A 16515-nucleotide genomic window follows, 5' to 3' on the forward strand; every position below is an offset into this window, starting at 1 on the left:
TGAGGGTCCGTTTACTCGGTGATCGACGCCTGGCGCAGATCGCGCGCCTTTGTCAGGATGATATTTTCCAGCTTCTGCGTGGTCGCCGCCTGCACCGGCGCCGCAACCCACTGCCCGCCCTGGTTGACCTGGCGCAGCGCCGCGACGCGCAGCGCATCGGCGCGCAGATCCTGGTCGAGGATCGATACGGTCACCTTCATCCGCTCGGTCGGGACCTGCGGGTTCACATACCAGTCGGTCACGATGACGCCGCCATTCGAATCGGCCTGCAAAAGCGGCATGAACGAGAGCGTGTCGAGGCTGGCGCGCCAGAGATAGCTGTTGACGCCGATCGTGGTGATCTTGGACGCGGCGAGATCGGCCTTGGGGCGGGCGTTGCCGCCGCCGCATGCGGTAAGGCCTAGTACGGCGGCAACCGCGAACGCGGTACGCAACGGGCGGAGCATCGGCATCGTCCTGAAAGCTGGTGAAACGTCGCCTGCGGCTCTACATGCGCGACCGGCACGCGGCAAGCCGTGCGAAAACATGTGCCTCCGGTGCAACACAGGCGCGAAAACGACTCCCGCCGATAGTGACCGCGGATCGAATCATGCTAGGCCGGATTTACGGAAGAGTCGTGAGGGCTTTGAGTGATTGGTAAGCGCGCCTTGCTGGGTGGAGCTGCGGTGGCACTGGTTGCCGCCGGCTTTGCCGTGGCGCCCGCAATCGGTGCCCCCGACCGCAATCTTCGCCCGGCAAAACAGGCAGATGCGCCGGCGCGCGGGTTCGGCACCTTCACGCCTGCCGCCGCCGATCCCCGCCTCGCCGCGATGTTCGCGCGCGGCGGTCTTGGCGATGACGATTTCCGCTTCACCCCGTCCGAAACCCGCCGCGACAACCGCGCGGTGACGGTCGCGGTGCGCAGCCGCGCGACCCGCACCGGCGATGCCGGCCGCGATCAGACCGCGCCGACCGTCGGCCTCGCGCCGATCGCCTATAACCTCGGCGTCGCGGTCGGCTGGCGCCGCTTCGCGATCGCGGGCGATGTGTCGAAGGTCGACCTGGCCGGCAAGCCGGGCAGCCGTGAGGCCGCCAACGTCGCGGTCACCTATGATCTGAAGCGTTTCACCGGCCGCGTGAAGGCAACCGCGGACAAGCCGATCGACGAAAGCGTCCAGCTGGTCGATACCGGGCCGAGCTATTCGCTCGACGTCGGCGGCTCCTACTCGCTGACCCGCAACCTCGATCTGACCGCCGGCGTGCGCTACCGCACCGAGCGTGACCGGTTGGCGCGGATCAACGACAATCGCGTGGACAGCCAGGCAGTCTATGTCGGAACCGCCTTCCGCTTCTGATCGGATGACGAACTGCTCGTTCCGAATCTGTTCGGTTAAGGCGCGCAATTCTTTCCTGCATCAACAATGAAGATACCGAGCACTTCGGTGCTCACATCCGCGTCAACTCAACGGCTCCCACAAAGCGCATCGATCGCCGCCCAGCCGTGAAACCCGCTGGCCCTCAGGCGATGGAACCGCCGCGCGTTCATGCCGCCAAGCGCGATCAGCGGCACCCCGAACCCCTGCCCGATCCGTCGCCCCGCCCGCCCGCCGATCCCTGGCGCACCGGTATGCGACCGCGTTGCGTGGATCGGCGATACAAAGAGCGCATCCGCCCCGCGTCGCACGGCGCGCATTGCCTCTTTCCGATCATGCACAGGCCAGGTGATGAACCCGCCGCCGCGCCGCGCATGGGTTCCCGCTTCGCCGGGCATGCGGTCAGCGCCTGCCCGCACGATCAGCAGCCCGCGCGCAACGGCGATGCGGTGCAGCCGGCGGAACAGGCGGCTTCGCTCAGGCAGCGGCGTCGCATAATGGCGAAACACGATCCCGCTGCCGCGCGGAAGACGGCGAACGCTGGCGATCAGATCGGGAATACGCTCATCGGTCATCAGCCACAGGCGGGGGACAATCGCGGGGTGGCGGGGACGCATCGCGTAACGCTATAGCGCGCCGCATGGCCGCAGACGAACTTTTGCACGACATCCGGGATCGCATCGCGAAGGCGAGCCGGCTCGCCGGTCGGAAACCCGCCGACACGACGCTGATCGCGGTTTCCAAGACCCATCCCGCCGAGGCGATCGAGCCACTGCTCGTCGCCGGCCAGCGCGATTTCGGCGAAAACCGGGTGCAGGAAGCCGAGGAGAAATGGCCTGCGCTTCGGGCGCGATACCCCGATGTGACGCTGCATCTGATCGGCCAGCTCCAGTCGAACAAGGCCGCGGACGCGGTCGCGCTGTTCGACGTCATCCATTCGGTCGATCGCCCCTCGCTGGTCACGGCACTCGGCAAGGCGATGGCGGCGGGGAAGCGCCCGGATTGCTTCCTTCAGGTCAATATCGGCGATGAGCCACAAAAGGGCGGGTGCGCCATTGCCGACGTGCCGGCGCTGCTGGCAAACGCGCGCGAGGCGGGGCTCCCCATCGTTGGCCTGATGGCGATCCCCCCGGCCGATGTGGAGCCAGCCCCCTATTTCGCGCTCCTCGCAAAGATGGCGCGCGACCTCGGTCTTTCGGGCCTCAGCATGGGCATGTCCGCCGACTACGAGACCGCGGTAACGCTGGGCGCGACGCATGTCCGTGTAGGGTCGGCTCTGTTCGGGGCACGCGCGGCAGCATGATCGCGCGTCCACCACAAGCGCTGATCTTCGATTTCGACGGCGTGCTGATCGAAAGCGAATATGAGGGCAACGCCCATATCGCGCGCTATCTGAGCGGGATCGGCCACCCGACCAGCCCTGCGGAATCGATGGCGAAGTTCATGGGACTGGCCGGCGATGAGTTCATCGGCGCGATCGAAACGCATATCGGCCGCGCGCTCCCGGACGACTTCCATGCCGCTCGCGCCGCCGAGGATGCGCGGGTCATGGCGGCCGGGGTCGGTGCGGTCGAGGGCGCGATCCGCTTCGTCCGCGCCCTGCCCCGCGACCTGCCGCGCGCGATCGCCTCGTCGAGCACCACGCGCTGGATCCGCCGTCATCTCGACCATATCGGGCTGGCGGACGATTTCGGCGACATGATCTTTTCGGGCCGCGAGCATGTGACGCGCGGCAAGCCGGCGCCCGACATCTACCTCCACGCCGCCGCCGCGCTCGGCGTGCCGATCGAGGCCTGCGCGATCCTCGAGGATTCGCCGGTCGGCGCGACCGGTGCGGTGGCAAGCGGCGCCTATGTCATCGGCCTATGCGCGGGGTCGCACTGCGACGCGGATCATGCCGAGCGCCTGCGCGCGATCGGGGTGGACGCCACCGCGTCCAACTTTCCCGAAGTCGCGCGCCTTTTGATGCTGTCCCGGACTCAGCCGGGCTTGCGGAATTTGTAGACGAACTGGTCGGTGCGGCCACGGATGCTGTCGTCGAACACCGCCTTGCTGTGATCGTCCGCCGGGTTGCGCAGCACGTTCGATTCGCCGACGAACGTGAAGCCGGCCGCCTCGACATGCTTGCGCACCGCCGCCGGATCGATGCGGTGGCGCGTGTCGGTGCCGATGATGCCGGTGCCCGCCGCATCGGCGTGATCGATCACCACATAGGTGCCGCCGGGCTTCAGCATCTTGAAGACCGCGGCGTCGAACGCGGTCAGCGATGCCTCGCCATTCTCGTTCGCGACATCATGATAGTTCTGCACCGTCCAGAACAGGTCTACCGGCTTCGGCGCGGTCGGCAGATCGGTCGTCTGCACCTCCGCCGTCACGTTCGCGAAACCGCGCGCCTTCAGCGCCGGCAACGCCTTCGCGGCATATTTCGCACCGGCCTTGGGCCAGATCGCGTAGACCTTGCCCTTGGCGCCGACGATGTTCGTGAACGCGCGCGTCCAGTAACCCGAACCGGGGAAGTAATCGACGACCGTGTCGCCCGGCCCGACGCCCGAGAAAGCGAGCACCGCGGCCGCATGACGGCGATCGTCGTCTTTCGCCTGATCGGCCCGCGCGGGATCGGCGAGCGCCTTTGCGACGGCGGCCTTGGTCTGCGCGGCGGGATGGTCGCGCGCGACGGCGGCGGTGGTCAGCAGCAGCGTGGCGGCAAGGGCGTGGCGAAAGCGCATCATCGACTCTCCCTGAAATGAGGCGCTCTTTTCGGCCGGATCGCCGGCCATCGCAAGCGCTGCGATCACGTCAGGAAGTCGCGGAGCGGCGCCGGCCGATACGGGCCGGTCGCGACGAACCCGGTGTTGCGAAAGCCCGGCTTGCCATAACGGAACGGCGCGCCATCGGGATCGAGCGTGACCCCGCCGGCCGCGCGCAGGACGGCGTCCCCCGCCGCCGTATCCCATTCCATCGTCGGCCCGGTGCGCGGATAGACGTCCGCCTCTCCGCACGCGACGAGCGCGAACTTCAGGCTGGAGCCGATCGCGACGCAATCGCAGATGCCGCCCGCATCGAGCCACGCGACGACCTCTGGCGTTGCGTGGCTGCGCGATGCGACCGCGCAGGGCGGATTGCTGGGATCGCGCACCACGATCTTGCGCGGCGCACCGTGATCCTGATGCGGGGTCCGCGCGGCAAGCCAGGCCCCCGCCCCGACATCGCCCCAATAGAGCGCGTCGCGCGCCGGCGCATAGACGACCCCCATCGTCGGCGCGCCATCCTCGATCAGTCCGATATTGACGGTGAAATCGTCGCCGCGCCGGACGAACTCGCGCGTGCCGTCCAGCGGATCGACGAGGAAGAAAGCACCGTCGGTCTCCGGGATTCGCCCTGCCGCGGCCTCTTCCTCCGCTACCACCGGCACCGCGGGGGCGAGCAGCGCCAGCCCGTGGAGGATGATCGCCTCCGCCGCCTGGTCGGCGATCGTGACCGGACTCGCATCCGCCTTCGCCATCACCGCGCAGCCGCCGACGAAATGATCCCACACGACGTCGCCCGCGCGCTCGGCGAGCGCGACGAGGCCGAGCATCAGGGCGGATCGTTCCTCGCGCGTCATGGACCCTATCTAGGGCGTCACGAGCGCGGCGCACACCGCCTTTTCTTCATGGCGCAAAAGAGCCGCTTATGCCGCGCGCGCTATGCCTTCCGGGGTAAATTCCACCTCGAGCCGACGCAGCGCGTGGACGAAGTTGTTCGGGGCGATATCCATAGCGCCGGTCCAGCGGATGTCGGGAAAGCGGCGAAATATCTGCGCATAGGCTTCCTCAAGCTGCAACTGCGCGGTCATCCGCCCGATGCAGATGTGGGGGCCGTAACCGAACGCGATGTTCTTTTCGGCATTCGCGCGCGTGATATCGAACTGGTCCGGATCGGGGAACATGGCGGCATCGCGATTGGCGGCGCCGTAATACATGATGACCTTCTCGCCCTCGGCGATTCGCTGCCCGGCTATCTCGGTATCGGCGGTCGCGGTACGGCGCATGTAGATGACGGGCGAGACCATCCGCGTGATCTCGTGCACCGCGTTCGTCAGCAGTCCGGGGTCGGACTGCAGCAGCGCTTTCTGCTCCGGATTCTCGGTGAACAGCTTCATCGCACCCGACAGCGAGTTGCGCGTCGTGTCGTTGCCGGCAAAGACGATCAGCAGCCATGCGCCATCGAGATATTCGCCGGGAAGCCGCTCGCCCTCCACCTCGGCATTGGCGATCGCGCTCATCAGGTCGGCCTGCGGATCGGCGCGGCGCTTTGCCAGCATATGGCGGCCATAGTCGAACATCTCGGCGACGTTCGCGTTGAACAGCTCGATAAAGGCCGCGATCTGCGGGGACGGCTCAGTGAGACCTACGAGCTGGTCGATCTGCTCCATCGCCACCTGCTGCGCCATTTCGAGGAAATGAATCCAGCCCATGAACCGCTCGCGATCGGCCTCCGGCACGCCGAGCATCTCGCACAGCGTGAAGATCGGCAGGCGCTGGCTGAATTTCTCGACGAAATCGCAGCGACCGAGCGGCGCCATCGTATCGAGCAGCCGCGTGACCTCGCCCGCGACCCGCGCGCGCAAGCCCTTCATGTAGGTCGCAGTGAAATAGGGCATATGCTCGCGGCGAAGCTCGCGGTGCGGGCGGCCGTCGAGGTTTATGAGCGAGTTGGTCGAAGCGGAGAACAGCGTCGGATGCCGCGTCTCCGGCGGGCCGAGCGCCATCAGGATACCGCCCTTTTCGCTGGAGAAGGTCACCGGATCGCCGTTGACGCGCTTTACTTCCTCATAGCGGGTAACTGCCCAGAAGCCTGGCCCGCCGCGCGGCTCGGGATGCCACATCACCGGCGCCTCGGCACGCATCGTGGCGAAATCGCCCCACGGCTGACCCTTGGTGAAGCGCTGGATATCGACGAGGTCGACCTCGGGCAGAGTCGGGTAGACCGGGGGCGTAGCCGGCCCCGCCGCGCCATCGATCACATGCTCGCTCACCAGCCGCATTACCGCTCTCCTTGATCGCAGCGTAACTTTGGTTACGCCGCGGTGGCAAGCGAGATCGTTACCACGCTTGCCAAGTCTGCGGCTTACCGGAGCACCTGTTGTCGAGGCTGCGCATTCGATTGAGCGAAATTGACACCGTCAGCATGCGGGTTAGCGAGCGAGATGCGCGGTCATGAGCCGCTCACCCAGCGGCGTTAGTCGAACGAATGTGCGACGTCCGTCGAAGGGGTCTCGATCGCGCGCGATCAGCCCTGCGTTGACGAGCGCTGCGAGATGGCGGAGGCCCGTCGTGGCTGGTGCTCCTGACGCTAAGCATGCGGAGTTAATCGAGATCGCCGCAGGTTTCGACATGTTCGCCGTCAGGTCGAGCAGGATTGACCAGCTCGGCCCCGTGGCGAACTGCGCGTATTCGCCGAAATGCCGTATGCGGCGTTTCCGTTCATCGATGAGCGCTTTGGCGGTGTGTTCGATGGTGAAATTGATCGGCTGCTCTGCCTCCCGTTGAAAACTTGGGCGTGCCAAAGAGTTCTCGGCGATGAGCGCGAGCCGCTCACCGAGCTTAGCCAGCAGGAGTTGATCGTGAATCTCCAGGGGCGAGGAAAGCGATGCCATGATTGGTCCAGTCTGGCTCGATGCCGTGCTTGGCCAGGCGCAGGCGGTGGCGCACCGTGCCGGCCAGCAGAAGCGCGATCATCGGATAGGCAATCTGGCCGCTAAGCCTGCCATACGCGATCGCGACGATGTGCGGATCATAGGCGCGCGTTGCATGGATCCCGACCGCCACGAGCTGTGTCGCGGCAAGCCAAATCGGCCAGTAGCGGTTGGCGAAGATCGCTATTCCCCACATCGCGAGGAACAGGACGACGTCGATGCCAGCAACCGGCACGTTGATCGTGCGGAAGGTGTGCGCCGGATCGAAAGGCGCGAGTGAGGACGCGATCGCCGCGCAGATCATCGCGATCGCGACGATCCGCTCAGGTGCGCCGCCTCGCCAGATGGCCTAGGCGGACGCAAACACCTGAACGAAATAGAATATTGCGACCTTTGTCGACACTCGCCCCCCGATCGTTCAGCCCGCGGCGTGCAGAGGGTCTGCGCTGCCGGTCGTAAAGCCGGGCGCGGGATCCTTGATCCCGTCGCCATAGGCCGACACGTCGTAGCCAAGCCGCTTGCCCAGCTGCTCCAGAAGCCGGTGGCCGTCGGCGATGTGTGACAGCGCGTCCGTGATGCCTACCGAGGACGAGGTGACCGCGCGCAGGAATTGATGGCCCACCGTCGATCCGACCCCCGACAGCCGCTGCGCTTCGCAGGCTGCCCCCTGCAGCCGCGCCATGCTGGCGAAGTTATCGCGAAGCAGCCGCTCATAGCTGTGCAGGCATTCCGCAAGATGTTCGAAGGCCGCGTCCCGCGCGGCGTCATCATTCGCCACCGAAGACGAGATGGCTGATGGTGCGCACCCCGAGGGCGAGGAGACCAAATGCAGTGGCGAGGATGATCGCGAGTGCAGGAACCCAGAGGATGCGGGCGATGAAGCTGAGCTCATTGTTTTTGCCTCCCTTACGACGCAGCGGCATCCACCGTCCCGGTGACGGTGGCACGCTGCCTGTTGGGATGGCTGGCGCGTCGGCAGGTGGTTGGACTACCCCGTTGGATGGGGGGTATAAATTTAGGGGGGCGGCGCCCTCATGAGCTGCAAGCATGCTCGCGGCATGCCGGCGGTCCTTGGCGCCCAAAATCGCGATCGCCTCGGTGCAATATTTGTTGACGGTGCCCGGCGAGATGCCGAGCGTTTGCGCGATTTCCTTGGTCCGAAGCCGCTCGAAGGTCAGCCTCAGACAATCGCGATGACGCGGCGAAAGCGCGTCGAACCGCTCGATATCCAAGGCCCCGATCCTCAGTTTGCAGTGGTCGTTAACGCTACGCCGATGGTAATAACCTTCCCTCCGTCCCAATGTCGAACGACAAAGAAGTTCCGCTTTGTTCCCTATTTTGTCGACTCGTCGGCTGGAATATGGAGAGCGGATGCACACGGAGAGAGGACGGCGCCTGCTCAGCCAGGTCGAAGAGGCGCTTGCGCTGGCTGACGAGCTGGGCGCTGACATGGTCGGCATCCATCTCGACACGGCGCGCGTCGCTGTCGTCCGCGCGATCGGGAGCGCGGTGGAGCGCCAAGCCGAGCAACCGCAGACACCGTCAATGCAATAAGCCGATCGGAAATCATCGGCTATGCAGATATCTCTTTCTACCCGATCGCTGACGCCGGACTAGTTCGCATGGATAGCGGACTCGGTGCATGGGGCGGCGCACAGCGTGAGGCATCGCGCCTCGATATCGGCCCGTCGATCGTCGCCTTGGTTCCGGTCGGCAGGCAGCGCGCGCGGCTGACGATCGACTGGCGGCAGCGTGTGGCGGGAAACGCCCGCCCCGGCTCCGGTCTGGCCCTGACGATCGGCGCCGACTTCTGACGCTTCCCCCGCGCGCGCGAAACGCATAACGCTACGCGCGTCGTGGATGTCTATCTCCCCATCGCCAACCTGTCGGTCAACGCGCTGGTCATCGTCGCGCTGGGGCTCGGCGTCGGGCTGCTGTCGGGCATGTTCGGGGTCGGCGGCGGTTTCCTGACGACGCCGCTGCTCATCGTCTACGGCATTCCGCCCACCGTCGCCGCCGCGTCCTCCGCCAGCCAGGTCACCGGCGCCAGCGTATCGGGCGTGATCGCCTATTTCCGGCGCGACGGGGTGGACGTGAAGATGGGCGGCGTCCTCGTCGCGGGCGGATTCCTTGGCGCCGGGTTCGGCACGTGGCTGTTCCGGCTGCTCCAGGAAAGCGGGCAGATCGATACGACGATCGCGATCACCTATGTCGTGATGCTGGTGTGGATCGGTGGGCTGATGCTGCGCGAATCGCTGGAGGCGATCGGCGTGGCGCGCGGCGCACGGACGCCGAAGCCGCGAAGCCGCCGCCATCACCCGCTCGTCGCGGCCCTGCCCTTGCGGATGCGCTTCTATCGATCAGGACTCTACATCTCGCCGCTCGCGCCGCTGATCCTCGGCTTTATGACCGGCGTGCTGACCATTCTGCTCGGCATCGGCGGCGGCTTTGTGCTCGTTCCCGCGATGATCTATCTGCTCGGCATGGCGACGCAGGTCGTCGTCGGCACGTCGCTCTTCCAGATCCTGTTCGTGACTGCCGCCGCGACGATGATGCATGCGACGACGACAAAAGCGGTCGATATCCTCCTCGCCGGGCTGCTGTTGCTGGGATCGGTCGTCGGCGCGCAGATCGGCGCGCGGTTCGCGCAGCGCGCACGACCCGAATATCTGCGCCTCGCACTCGCGATCATCGTGCTGATCGTCGCCGGGCGGATCGCACTCGGCCTCGGCTGGCGGCCCGACGAGATCTATTCGGTGGAGCTGTCGTGAAAGGCTGGGCGTGCGCATTGCTGGCGCCGCTGCTGATGGCCCAGACGAAGCCCGTCCTCGTCCCCGACGTGTCGCAGCGCGCGATCGACATCGCCTACAGCTTCACCGGCGCCGAGCTGCTGCTCTTCGGCGCGATTCTCTACCCGGCGGGTGATCGGCCATCGGCGAAACATCCGGCCGACATCGTGGTCGTGGTGAAGGGGCCGACCCAATCGATCATGGTCCGTGAAAAGGCCAAGGTCGGCGGCATCTGGGTCAATGCGCAGGCGCAGCGCTACCGCTCGGCCCCATCCTTCTACGCGATCGCCTCGTCGCGACCGATCGACCGCGTCGTCGACGAACGCACCCGCGCGATCTACGAGCTGGGGCTCGGCAGCCTCCAGCTCTCCCCCGCCTCCGCTGCGACGAGCGCAGTGCAGGACCGCTTCAGCCGCGGCCTCGTCGATCTGAAACAGCGCGACGGGCTATATTACGAGGCGCCGGGCGCGGTGGAGATCAGCGACGGCGTCCTCTACCGCGCGCGCGTCGCGATTCCGGCGCGCGTCCCGGTCGGGCGCTTCACAGCGGAGACATTTCTCATCCGCGACGGGCGCGTGCTAGCCGCCGCGGTCCGCGATATCACGGTGCGCAAATCGGGGTTCGAGCGGTTCATCGCGATCGCGGCGGATCGCCATGCCGTCCCCTACGGCATCGTCGTCGTCGCGCTGTCGATCTTCCTGGGCTGGGCGGCGGGCTGGATCGCGCGGCGCATTTAGGGCCGCTCGTCCTCATCATATCTTTACGAAAGCCGGGCTATCCCTCGCGGTCGTAATTGGGGGACCGCCCAGATGAACGATCTTTCCGGGACGCATGCGTTCGACCCGGCCATGCCCGTGACGGTGGCCGACGCCGCCGCTGCCGCGCCGATCGGCGCGGTCCTGTCCGTTGGCGGCAGCGCCAGTGAGGCGCTGCTGGACATGATGGCGCTCGACCAGATCGGCACCCATGCCGATCCCATTATCGCAAGCTCGGGACAGGTCGGCAGCCTCATCAAACTGCGTGTCGGCAACACGTGGCTCATCGCCAATGTCCGCACGCTGCGGCTGGCCGACGACAGCGTCGACCGCGTGGTCGCGACGATCGATTTCCTCGGCGAAGGTGACGAGGAGAAGCTGACCGGCAAGCTCTACCATTTCCGCCGCGGGGTAACGCGCTATCCCGCACCGGGCTGTCCGGTGCATGCACTCACCACCGCCGACATGAAGCAGATCTACGCGGCAGACGGGCGCGCCAGCATCGATATCGGCACGATCTACCCCACCCGCGATATTCGTGCGTCGCTTTATGTCGATGCGATGCTCGGCAAGCATTTCGCGCTGCTTGGCTCGACCGGCACGGGCAAATCGACGGCGGCCGCGCTGATCCTCCACCGCATCTGCGCGCTCGCGCCGCAGGGCCACATCGTGATGATCGATCCGCACGGCGAATATTCCGCAGCCTTCCAGGACAATGGCGCGCTGTTCGACGTGTCGAACCTCGCGATGCCCTATTGGCTGATGAACTTCGAGGAGCATTGCGAGGTCTTCCTGACCTCGAGCGGGGCCGACCGGCAGCATGATGCCGACATTCTCGCGAAATGCCTGCTCGCTGCACGCGCCAAGAGCCGCGTCGGGCAGGAAATTCCCAAGCTGACCGTCGATGCGCCGATCCCGTATCTGCTGAGCGACCTGACCGGCATCATTCAGCTCGAAATGGGCAAGATGGACCGCGCCGGCGACACCGCGCCCTATCAGCGGCTGAAGGCGAAGATCGAGGAGGTGAAGGCCGACCCGCGCTTCAGCTTCATGTTCTCGGGCATGCTGGTGGCCGACACGATGGCGGATTTCATCGCGCGCATCTTCCGCCTGCCAACGCAAGGCAAGCCGATCTCGATCATCGACGTCTCGGGCGTGCCAAGCGAGATCACCTCCGTCGTCGTCGCCGTGTTGAGCCGCATGGTTTTCGACTTCGCCATCTGGTCCCGCAACGAGCCGCAGCGCCCGATCCTCCTCGTCTGCGAGGAAGCGCACCGCTACGTGCCGAACGAGCGCAACGCCGACGGATCGTCGGTCGGGCGCATCCTCAGCCGAATCGCCAAGGAAGGCCGCAAATACGGCGTATCGCTTGGGCTGATCACGCAGCGTCCGTCGGACCTCGCCGAGGGTGTGCTGTCGCAGTGCGGCACGATCATTTCGATGCGCCTGAACAACGATCGCGATCAGGCGTTCGTGCGCGCCGCGATGCCGGAAGGCGCGCGCGGTTTCCTCGACACCATCCCCGCGCTGCGCAACCGCGAATGCATCATCTGCGGCGAAGGCGTCGCCATCCCGATCCGTGCCGCCTTCGCGCCGCTGGAGGATGGCAAGCGCCCCGCATCAGGCGACCCGCTGTTCAGCGAATTGTGGCGCGAGGCCGGCGACGAAGGCGCGATCATCGACCGCACCGTCCAGCGCTGGCGCGCACAGGGGCGCTGAGCGCCTCCCTAATTCGTCATTGCATTGATCAGCGGGCGCCCGGTTTCACGCTCAGCAGGGTCGATACGCGCGCCTTGAATGCGCGCAGCGCCTCGCCGGACAGCACGGCCGTACTGGCGAGCGCGATCGAGCGCGGGTTCACCGCCGCGCCGTTCTTCCACACTTCCCAGTGGAGATGCGGCCCCGTCGACATGCCGGTCGATCCGACATAGCCGATCACCTCGCCGCGCGAGACGGTTTCGCCCGGCCGCACCGCGATCCGGCTCATATGCCCATAGCCGCTGGCAAGGCCGCCGCCGTGCACCAGCTTCACGAAATTGCCATATCCGGAGCTGCGCCCGGCAAAGGCGACCTGCCCCGCCACCGCTGCGTGGATCGGCGTGCCGTATGGCGCGGCAATATCCAGCCCCTTGTGCATCCGCATGAAGCCCAGAAGCGGATGGAAGCGCATGCCGTAGGTCGAGCTGATCCGCCCGGACACCGGCATACCCATGAAGCCGCGCTGCTCGGTCTGGCCCTTCGCGTCGAACCACTGGCTCGCGCCGTTCTGGTCCCATTTCACCAGCTGGGTCTTTTTCGATCCCTGGTCGAGCCCCGCGAAGAGCAGCTGGCCGATCTGCACCTCACCCGTCGCGGCGCGCTGCTGTTCGGCGATGATGTCGAAACTGTCCGCGGCGCTGACGTCGCGTCCGATCGACAGCCGTGTCGCGATGGCCTTCAGGAAAGATTCGATGACCTTCGCCGGCGCGCCCGCCGCGCGGGCGGAGCGGTAGAGGCTGGACCCGACCAGGCCCTGGATGCGCAGCGGCGTGTTGTCGATCGCGATCGGCCGGCGATCGAGCGCCAGATGATCGCCCGCGCGGGTGAGCGCGAGGTTGAGATCGAAGCGCGCCCGAAAGGCGAGCTTTTCGAGCGGTCGCGCCACGGTGCGGTCGGCGCGGCGCCCGAGCGTCAGGTCGAAGCGTGTCCCCGGCTTGAGATCGTTCAGCGACACCGCCTCGGCGACAAGATCCGCTGCCGCCGCCGCGTCGCCGCGGCCGACACCGGCGCGCTGGAGGGCGCTCGCGAACTGATCGCCGTCGCCAAGCGTCGCGGTGAGTTCGATAATCGGACGCTCGGGTGTCTCTGCGAGCGGCCGGACGAGATCGTTCGCGGCCATGCGCCGGCCGGTATCGGCACCCAGTCCCAGCGGCGCGATCGCCTGGGTGCGCGCTTCCTCCCACTCCGCGCCGGCGAGCGGTGCCGGGGTTTCGCCGACGATGGGACGATCCAGCCCGGGCGACATCACCCAGGTCGCGGCGCACAGCGCTGTGCAGGTCGCCAGGCCGCGCCACCATGTCCGGCTGCCGATCTGGGCACCCAGATCGGGCACCCAGTCGATCTGCGCGGCTTTTACGCGTAATCGATCGATTGGCGACAGATCGGCGATCGGCACGAGCGCACGACCGAAAGAACGGCCGCCGGCGGCGCCTGCCAATTCCAGTCCATGGTCGTCGCGCAAGAACAACAGATTACGCCCTTGATCGGCCAGTCCGCCGATCCCCCCGGCGCAGGTCCAACCGTTGTGGAGTGAACATGCTAAAGTCAAATTAACCCGTCGCCCCATGGCGCCGCCTTGCGCCCGGTCGTTGCCCCCCCACGACGAGCCGCAACGACGCCTTGCCGAACCAACACAGATGCTTGCATGCCCCGCCCGCGGCTCCGATGTTGGCGCGACCATGTCCTCCACCGCCTCCGCCGTAACCGCCGTGCTCGGCCCCACCAACACCGGCAAGACGCATCTCGCGGTGGAGCGGATGTGCGGCCATTCCAGCGGGATGATCGGCTTCCCGCTCCGTCTTCTGGCGCGCGAGGTCTATGACCGCGTCGTCGCGATCAAGGGCGCAAACCAGGTCGCGCTCGTAACCGGCGAAGAGCGGATCGTGCCCAAGGATGCGCGGTATTTCCTGTGCACCGCGGAAAGCATGCCGGACAGGGACGTCGCGTTCGTCGCGCTGGACGAAGCGCAACTCGGCACCGATGCGGAACGCGGCCACGTCTTTACCGGCCGCCTGCTCCACGCGCGCGGGCGCGAGGAGACGATGATATTGGGATCAGCCGCGCTTCGTCCGGTCGTCAAGGCGTTGATTCCCAAGGTCGAGATCGTCGGACGACCCCGCTTTTCGACGCTCACCTATGCCGGCGCGAAGAAGATCAGCCGCCTCCCCCGTCGCTCCGCGATCGTCGCGTTCAGCGCGGAGGAAGTCTATGCCGTCGCCGAGATGCTGCGGCGGCTGCGCGGCGGCGCGGCGGTGGTGATGGGCGCGCTGTCCCCGCGAACCCGCAACGCCCAGGTCGCGATGTTCCAGGCAGGCGAGGTCGATTATCTCGTCGCGACTGACGCGATCGGCATGGGGCTGAACATGGACGTGGCGCATGTCGCCTTCGCCAGCCTCACCAAGTTCGACGGCCGCCGCAACCGCCGGCTGACGATCGCGGAAATGGCGCAGATCGCAGGGCGCGCGGGACGGCATCAGCGCGACGGCACGTTCGGCGCGCTGGTCGAGGACGGCCCGGGCGCTTTCCTGCCGGAGGAAGTGCTCGCGATTGAGGAGCACCGCTTCCCGTCGCTCGATTTCCTTTACTGGCGCGAGGGCGAGCCCGATCTGTCGAGCATCGACGCGCTGATCGCCAGCCTGGAAGCGAAGCCGCCCGCGGGCGTGCTCCGCCCGGCGCCGCAGTCGGTCGATCTCGCAGTGTTGAAGCGGCTGGCGGACGACCCCGCGATCCGCGACCGCGTGCGGCGTCCGGCGATGGTCGCGCGCCTCTGGGCTGCGTGCGGCATTCCCGATTTCCGCAAATCCGGCGTCGATCCCCACGCCCGCTTCGTCGCGCGCGTCTTCGGGCATCTGAGCGAGGGCAGCGGGCACCTGCCGCATCAATGGTTCGCCGACGAAGTGGCCCGGCTCGACCGCGCCGATGGCGATGTCGAGACGATCGCCGGGCGGATAGCGGGAGTGCGCACCTGGGCCTATATCGCACAGCGCAGCGACTGGCTGGCCGATCCGGCCCACTGGGCGGAGCGCACCCGCAGCGTCGAGGAACGCCTGTCGGATGCGCTCCACGCGAGCCTCACGCAGCGCTTCGTCGACAAGCGCACGACAGCGCTGATCCGCCAGATCGGCGCCGATACGAGCGCGCTTCCCGTCACGATCGGCGCCGAGGGGGAGGTGCTGGTCGAGGATCACCCGATCGGCCGTCTGGACGGGTTCGCCTTCACGCCCGCGCCCGATGCGACCGCCAGCGACCGGCGGATGGTGATGGCCGCTGCGGGAAAACGGCTGGCGAGCGAGCGCACGCGGCGGGCGTCCGACCTGGCTGCCGACACCGTCTTCGCGATCGACCTCGCCGTGACGCCGCCGACGCTTGCCTGGCGCGGGTCGATTGTCGCGCGGCTGGTTGCCGGTGCGTCGCTGGCCCGGCCGCGGATAGCGCTCGACCCAAGCCTCGACTGCCTCGACCGCGCGGCACGTGATTCCATCGCGAGAACGCTCGGCGCGTGGCTCGATAGCGCGCTCGGCCGCCATGTCCCCGCGCTGCGCCACCTCGCCGCCATGGCGGACGATGCCGACGCGGGACCGATGCTGCGCAGCATTGCGGCAGCGCTGGAGGACGGCGCCGGGCTTGCCGCACGTGCGCCGCTGCGCGATGCGCTCGAGGCACTTTCTCCGGAAGGTCGCCAGCGTCTGCGCAAGGCTGGCATCACCATCGGCGCGCTCGATCTTTTCGATGCGCGCCTGCTCAAGCCAGCGGCTTCCGCTTGGCGCCGCGCGCTGCGTGCCCTGCGCAGCGAGCCGTTCGATCTGCCGCACGCCGGTGCGACGGTGTTGCCGCGCGGCGCGACCGGCGCGACGCCCGCAGCCGGTTTCCGTTCGCTCGGACAGCAGGCAATCCGCCTCGATCTCGTCGAGCGGCTCGCGCGCGCGGCGCATGATGCCCGCAAGGGCCGCGCGCCGTTCGCGACCGACCCCGCCCTTGCGGTCTCAATGGGCGTTCATCCCCAAACCTATGCGCGGTTGATGGCAGAACTTGGCTTTCGTCCAGTGAAGGGGGACGGCTTCGCCGAGCGTTGGGCGTGGCGCGGGCGCCCGCCGGTGCGACGCGCGGCCGCCGTCGTGAACCCCGGCAATGCGTTCGCTGCCCTGGCGACGCTCGGTGCGGCGCGTGGCTGATCCTGCGGGCAC

19 protein-coding genes are annotated in these 16515 nt (G+C 67.1%); 9 read left to right on the forward strand and 10 right to left on the reverse strand.

Annotated features, from left to right (window positions below; translation table 11 throughout):
- Window positions 1-11: 11 nt before the first annotated feature.
- Window positions 12-446 (reverse strand): DUF3576 domain-containing protein, encoded by a 435-nt coding sequence (locus BOS5A_RS15630; protein ID WP_151955816.1) that lies wholly within the window; start codon window positions 444-446, stop codon window positions 12-14.
- Between the two features lie 219 nt (window positions 447-665).
- On the opposite strand from BOS5A_RS15630, the gene BOS5A_RS15635 reads away from it, so the two are divergent.
- Window positions 666-1334, forward strand: coding sequence for a hypothetical protein (locus BOS5A_RS15635; protein WP_234419373.1), 669 nt, complete (start codon window positions 666-668; stop codon window positions 1332-1334).
- Window positions 1335-1441: 107 nt separating this feature from the next.
- Here the strand turns inward: BOS5A_RS15635 and BOS5A_RS15640 are convergent, their stop codons facing one another.
- Window positions 1442-1969 (reverse strand): thiamine phosphate synthase, encoded by a 528-nt coding sequence (locus BOS5A_RS15640; protein ID WP_151955817.1) that lies wholly within the window; start codon window positions 1967-1969, stop codon window positions 1442-1444.
- Window positions 1970-1992: 23 nt separating this feature from the next.
- On the opposite strand from BOS5A_RS15640, the gene BOS5A_RS15645 reads away from it, so the two are divergent.
- Window positions 1993-2655, forward strand: coding sequence for a YggS family pyridoxal phosphate-dependent enzyme (locus tag BOS5A_RS15645; RefSeq protein ID WP_151955818.1), 663 nt, complete (start codon window positions 1993-1995; stop codon window positions 2653-2655).
- On the forward strand, window positions 2652-3356 hold the full coding sequence (locus BOS5A_RS15650) for an HAD family hydrolase (RefSeq protein WP_151955819.1): 705 nt from the start codon (window positions 2652-2654) through the stop codon (window positions 3354-3356). The genes BOS5A_RS15645 and BOS5A_RS15650 overlap by 4 nt, the downstream gene beginning before the upstream one ends.
- Here the strand turns inward: BOS5A_RS15650 and BOS5A_RS15655 are convergent.
- The 7 genes from BOS5A_RS15655 to BOS5A_RS15685 form a co-directional block, all read right to left on the reverse strand.
- A complete protein-coding gene (locus BOS5A_RS15655) occupies window positions 3332-4081 on the reverse strand; it encodes a class I SAM-dependent methyltransferase (RefSeq protein WP_234419374.1) in 750 nt (249 codons plus the stop codon). The two genes, BOS5A_RS15650 and BOS5A_RS15655, sit on opposite strands and share 25 nt — an antisense overlap.
- A gap of 62 nt (window positions 4082-4143) precedes the next feature.
- Entirely contained in the window at window positions 4144-4956 is an 813-nt protein-coding gene (cysQ, locus tag BOS5A_RS15660; RefSeq protein WP_151955820.1) for a 3'(2'),5'-bisphosphate nucleotidase CysQ, read from the reverse strand.
- Window positions 4957-5022: 66 nt separating this feature from the next.
- Window positions 5023-6378 (reverse strand): cytochrome P450, encoded by a 1356-nt coding sequence (locus tag BOS5A_RS15665; protein ID WP_151955821.1) that lies wholly within the window; start codon window positions 6376-6378, stop codon window positions 5023-5025.
- A 150-nt stretch (window positions 6379-6528) separates the two neighbouring features.
- Window positions 6529-6990: a winged helix DNA-binding protein gene (locus BOS5A_RS15670; RefSeq protein ID WP_151955822.1), complete on the reverse strand. Its 462-nt coding sequence runs from the start codon at window positions 6988-6990 to the stop codon at window positions 6529-6531.
- Complete coding sequence (locus BOS5A_RS15675; RefSeq protein ID WP_151955823.1) at window positions 6938-7333, reverse strand: hypothetical protein; 396 nt, start codon at window positions 7331-7333, stop codon at window positions 6938-6940. The genes BOS5A_RS15670 and BOS5A_RS15675 overlap by 53 nt, the downstream gene beginning before the upstream one ends.
- Window positions 7334-7447: 114 nt before the next feature.
- On the reverse strand, window positions 7448-7807 hold the full coding sequence (locus BOS5A_RS15680) for a hypothetical protein (protein WP_151955824.1): 360 nt from the start codon (window positions 7805-7807) through the stop codon (window positions 7448-7450).
- A complete protein-coding gene (locus BOS5A_RS15685; RefSeq protein ID WP_199857399.1) occupies window positions 7797-8261 on the reverse strand; it encodes a helix-turn-helix domain-containing protein in 465 nt (154 codons plus the stop codon). The genes BOS5A_RS15680 and BOS5A_RS15685 overlap by 11 nt, the downstream gene beginning before the upstream one ends.
- 139 nt (window positions 8262-8400) lie before the next feature.
- On the opposite strand from BOS5A_RS15685, the gene BOS5A_RS15690 reads away from it, so the two are divergent.
- The 5 genes from BOS5A_RS15690 to BOS5A_RS15710 all read left to right on the forward strand — a co-directional run bounded on the left by BOS5A_RS15690 (window position 8401) and on the right by BOS5A_RS15710 (window position 12292).
- Window positions 8401-8583 carry a hypothetical protein gene (locus BOS5A_RS15690; protein WP_199857400.1) on the forward strand — a complete coding sequence of 61 codons (183 nt, stop codon included), beginning with the start codon at window positions 8401-8403 and terminating at the stop codon, window positions 8581-8583.
- Window positions 8584-8651: 68 nt separating this feature from the next.
- Window positions 8652-8843, forward strand: coding sequence for a hypothetical protein (locus BOS5A_RS15695; protein ID WP_151955826.1), 192 nt, complete (start codon window positions 8652-8654; stop codon window positions 8841-8843).
- A gap of 42 nt (window positions 8844-8885) precedes the next feature.
- Window positions 8886-9800, forward strand: coding sequence for a sulfite exporter TauE/SafE family protein (locus tag BOS5A_RS15700; protein ID WP_151955827.1), 915 nt, complete (start codon window positions 8886-8888; stop codon window positions 9798-9800).
- A gap of 35 nt (window positions 9801-9835) precedes the next feature.
- Window positions 9836-10555, forward strand: coding sequence for a TIGR02186 family protein (locus BOS5A_RS15705; RefSeq protein WP_151956039.1), 720 nt, complete (start codon window positions 9836-9838; stop codon window positions 10553-10555).
- Window positions 10556-10627: 72 nt separating this feature from the next.
- The gene (locus BOS5A_RS15710) at window positions 10628-12292 is read left to right on the forward strand and encodes an ATP-binding protein (protein ID WP_151955828.1); all 1665 of its coding nucleotides are present in this window, start codon (window positions 10628-10630) and stop codon (window positions 12290-12292) included.
- 28 nt (window positions 12293-12320) lie between these two features.
- Here BOS5A_RS15710 and BOS5A_RS15715 read toward each other — a convergent pair whose 3' ends face one another.
- Window positions 12321-13799 carry a M23 family metallopeptidase gene (locus BOS5A_RS15715; protein WP_199857401.1) on the reverse strand — a complete coding sequence of 493 codons (1479 nt, stop codon included), beginning with the start codon at window positions 13797-13799 and terminating at the stop codon, window positions 12321-12323.
- A 211-nt stretch (window positions 13800-14010) separates the two neighbouring features.
- On the opposite strand from BOS5A_RS15715, the gene BOS5A_RS15720 reads away from it, so the two are divergent.
- On the forward strand, window positions 14011-16503 hold the full coding sequence (locus BOS5A_RS15720; protein ID WP_151955830.1) for a helicase-related protein: 2493 nt from the start codon (window positions 14011-14013) through the stop codon (window positions 16501-16503).
- The last annotated feature ends 12 nt before the right edge of the window (window positions 16504-16515 follow it).

The sequence above is a fragment of the Sphingomonas sp. EC-HK361 genome (genome assembly GCF_902498785.1).
Lineage (GTDB): Bacteria > Pseudomonadota > Alphaproteobacteria > Sphingomonadales > Sphingomonadaceae > Sphingomonas.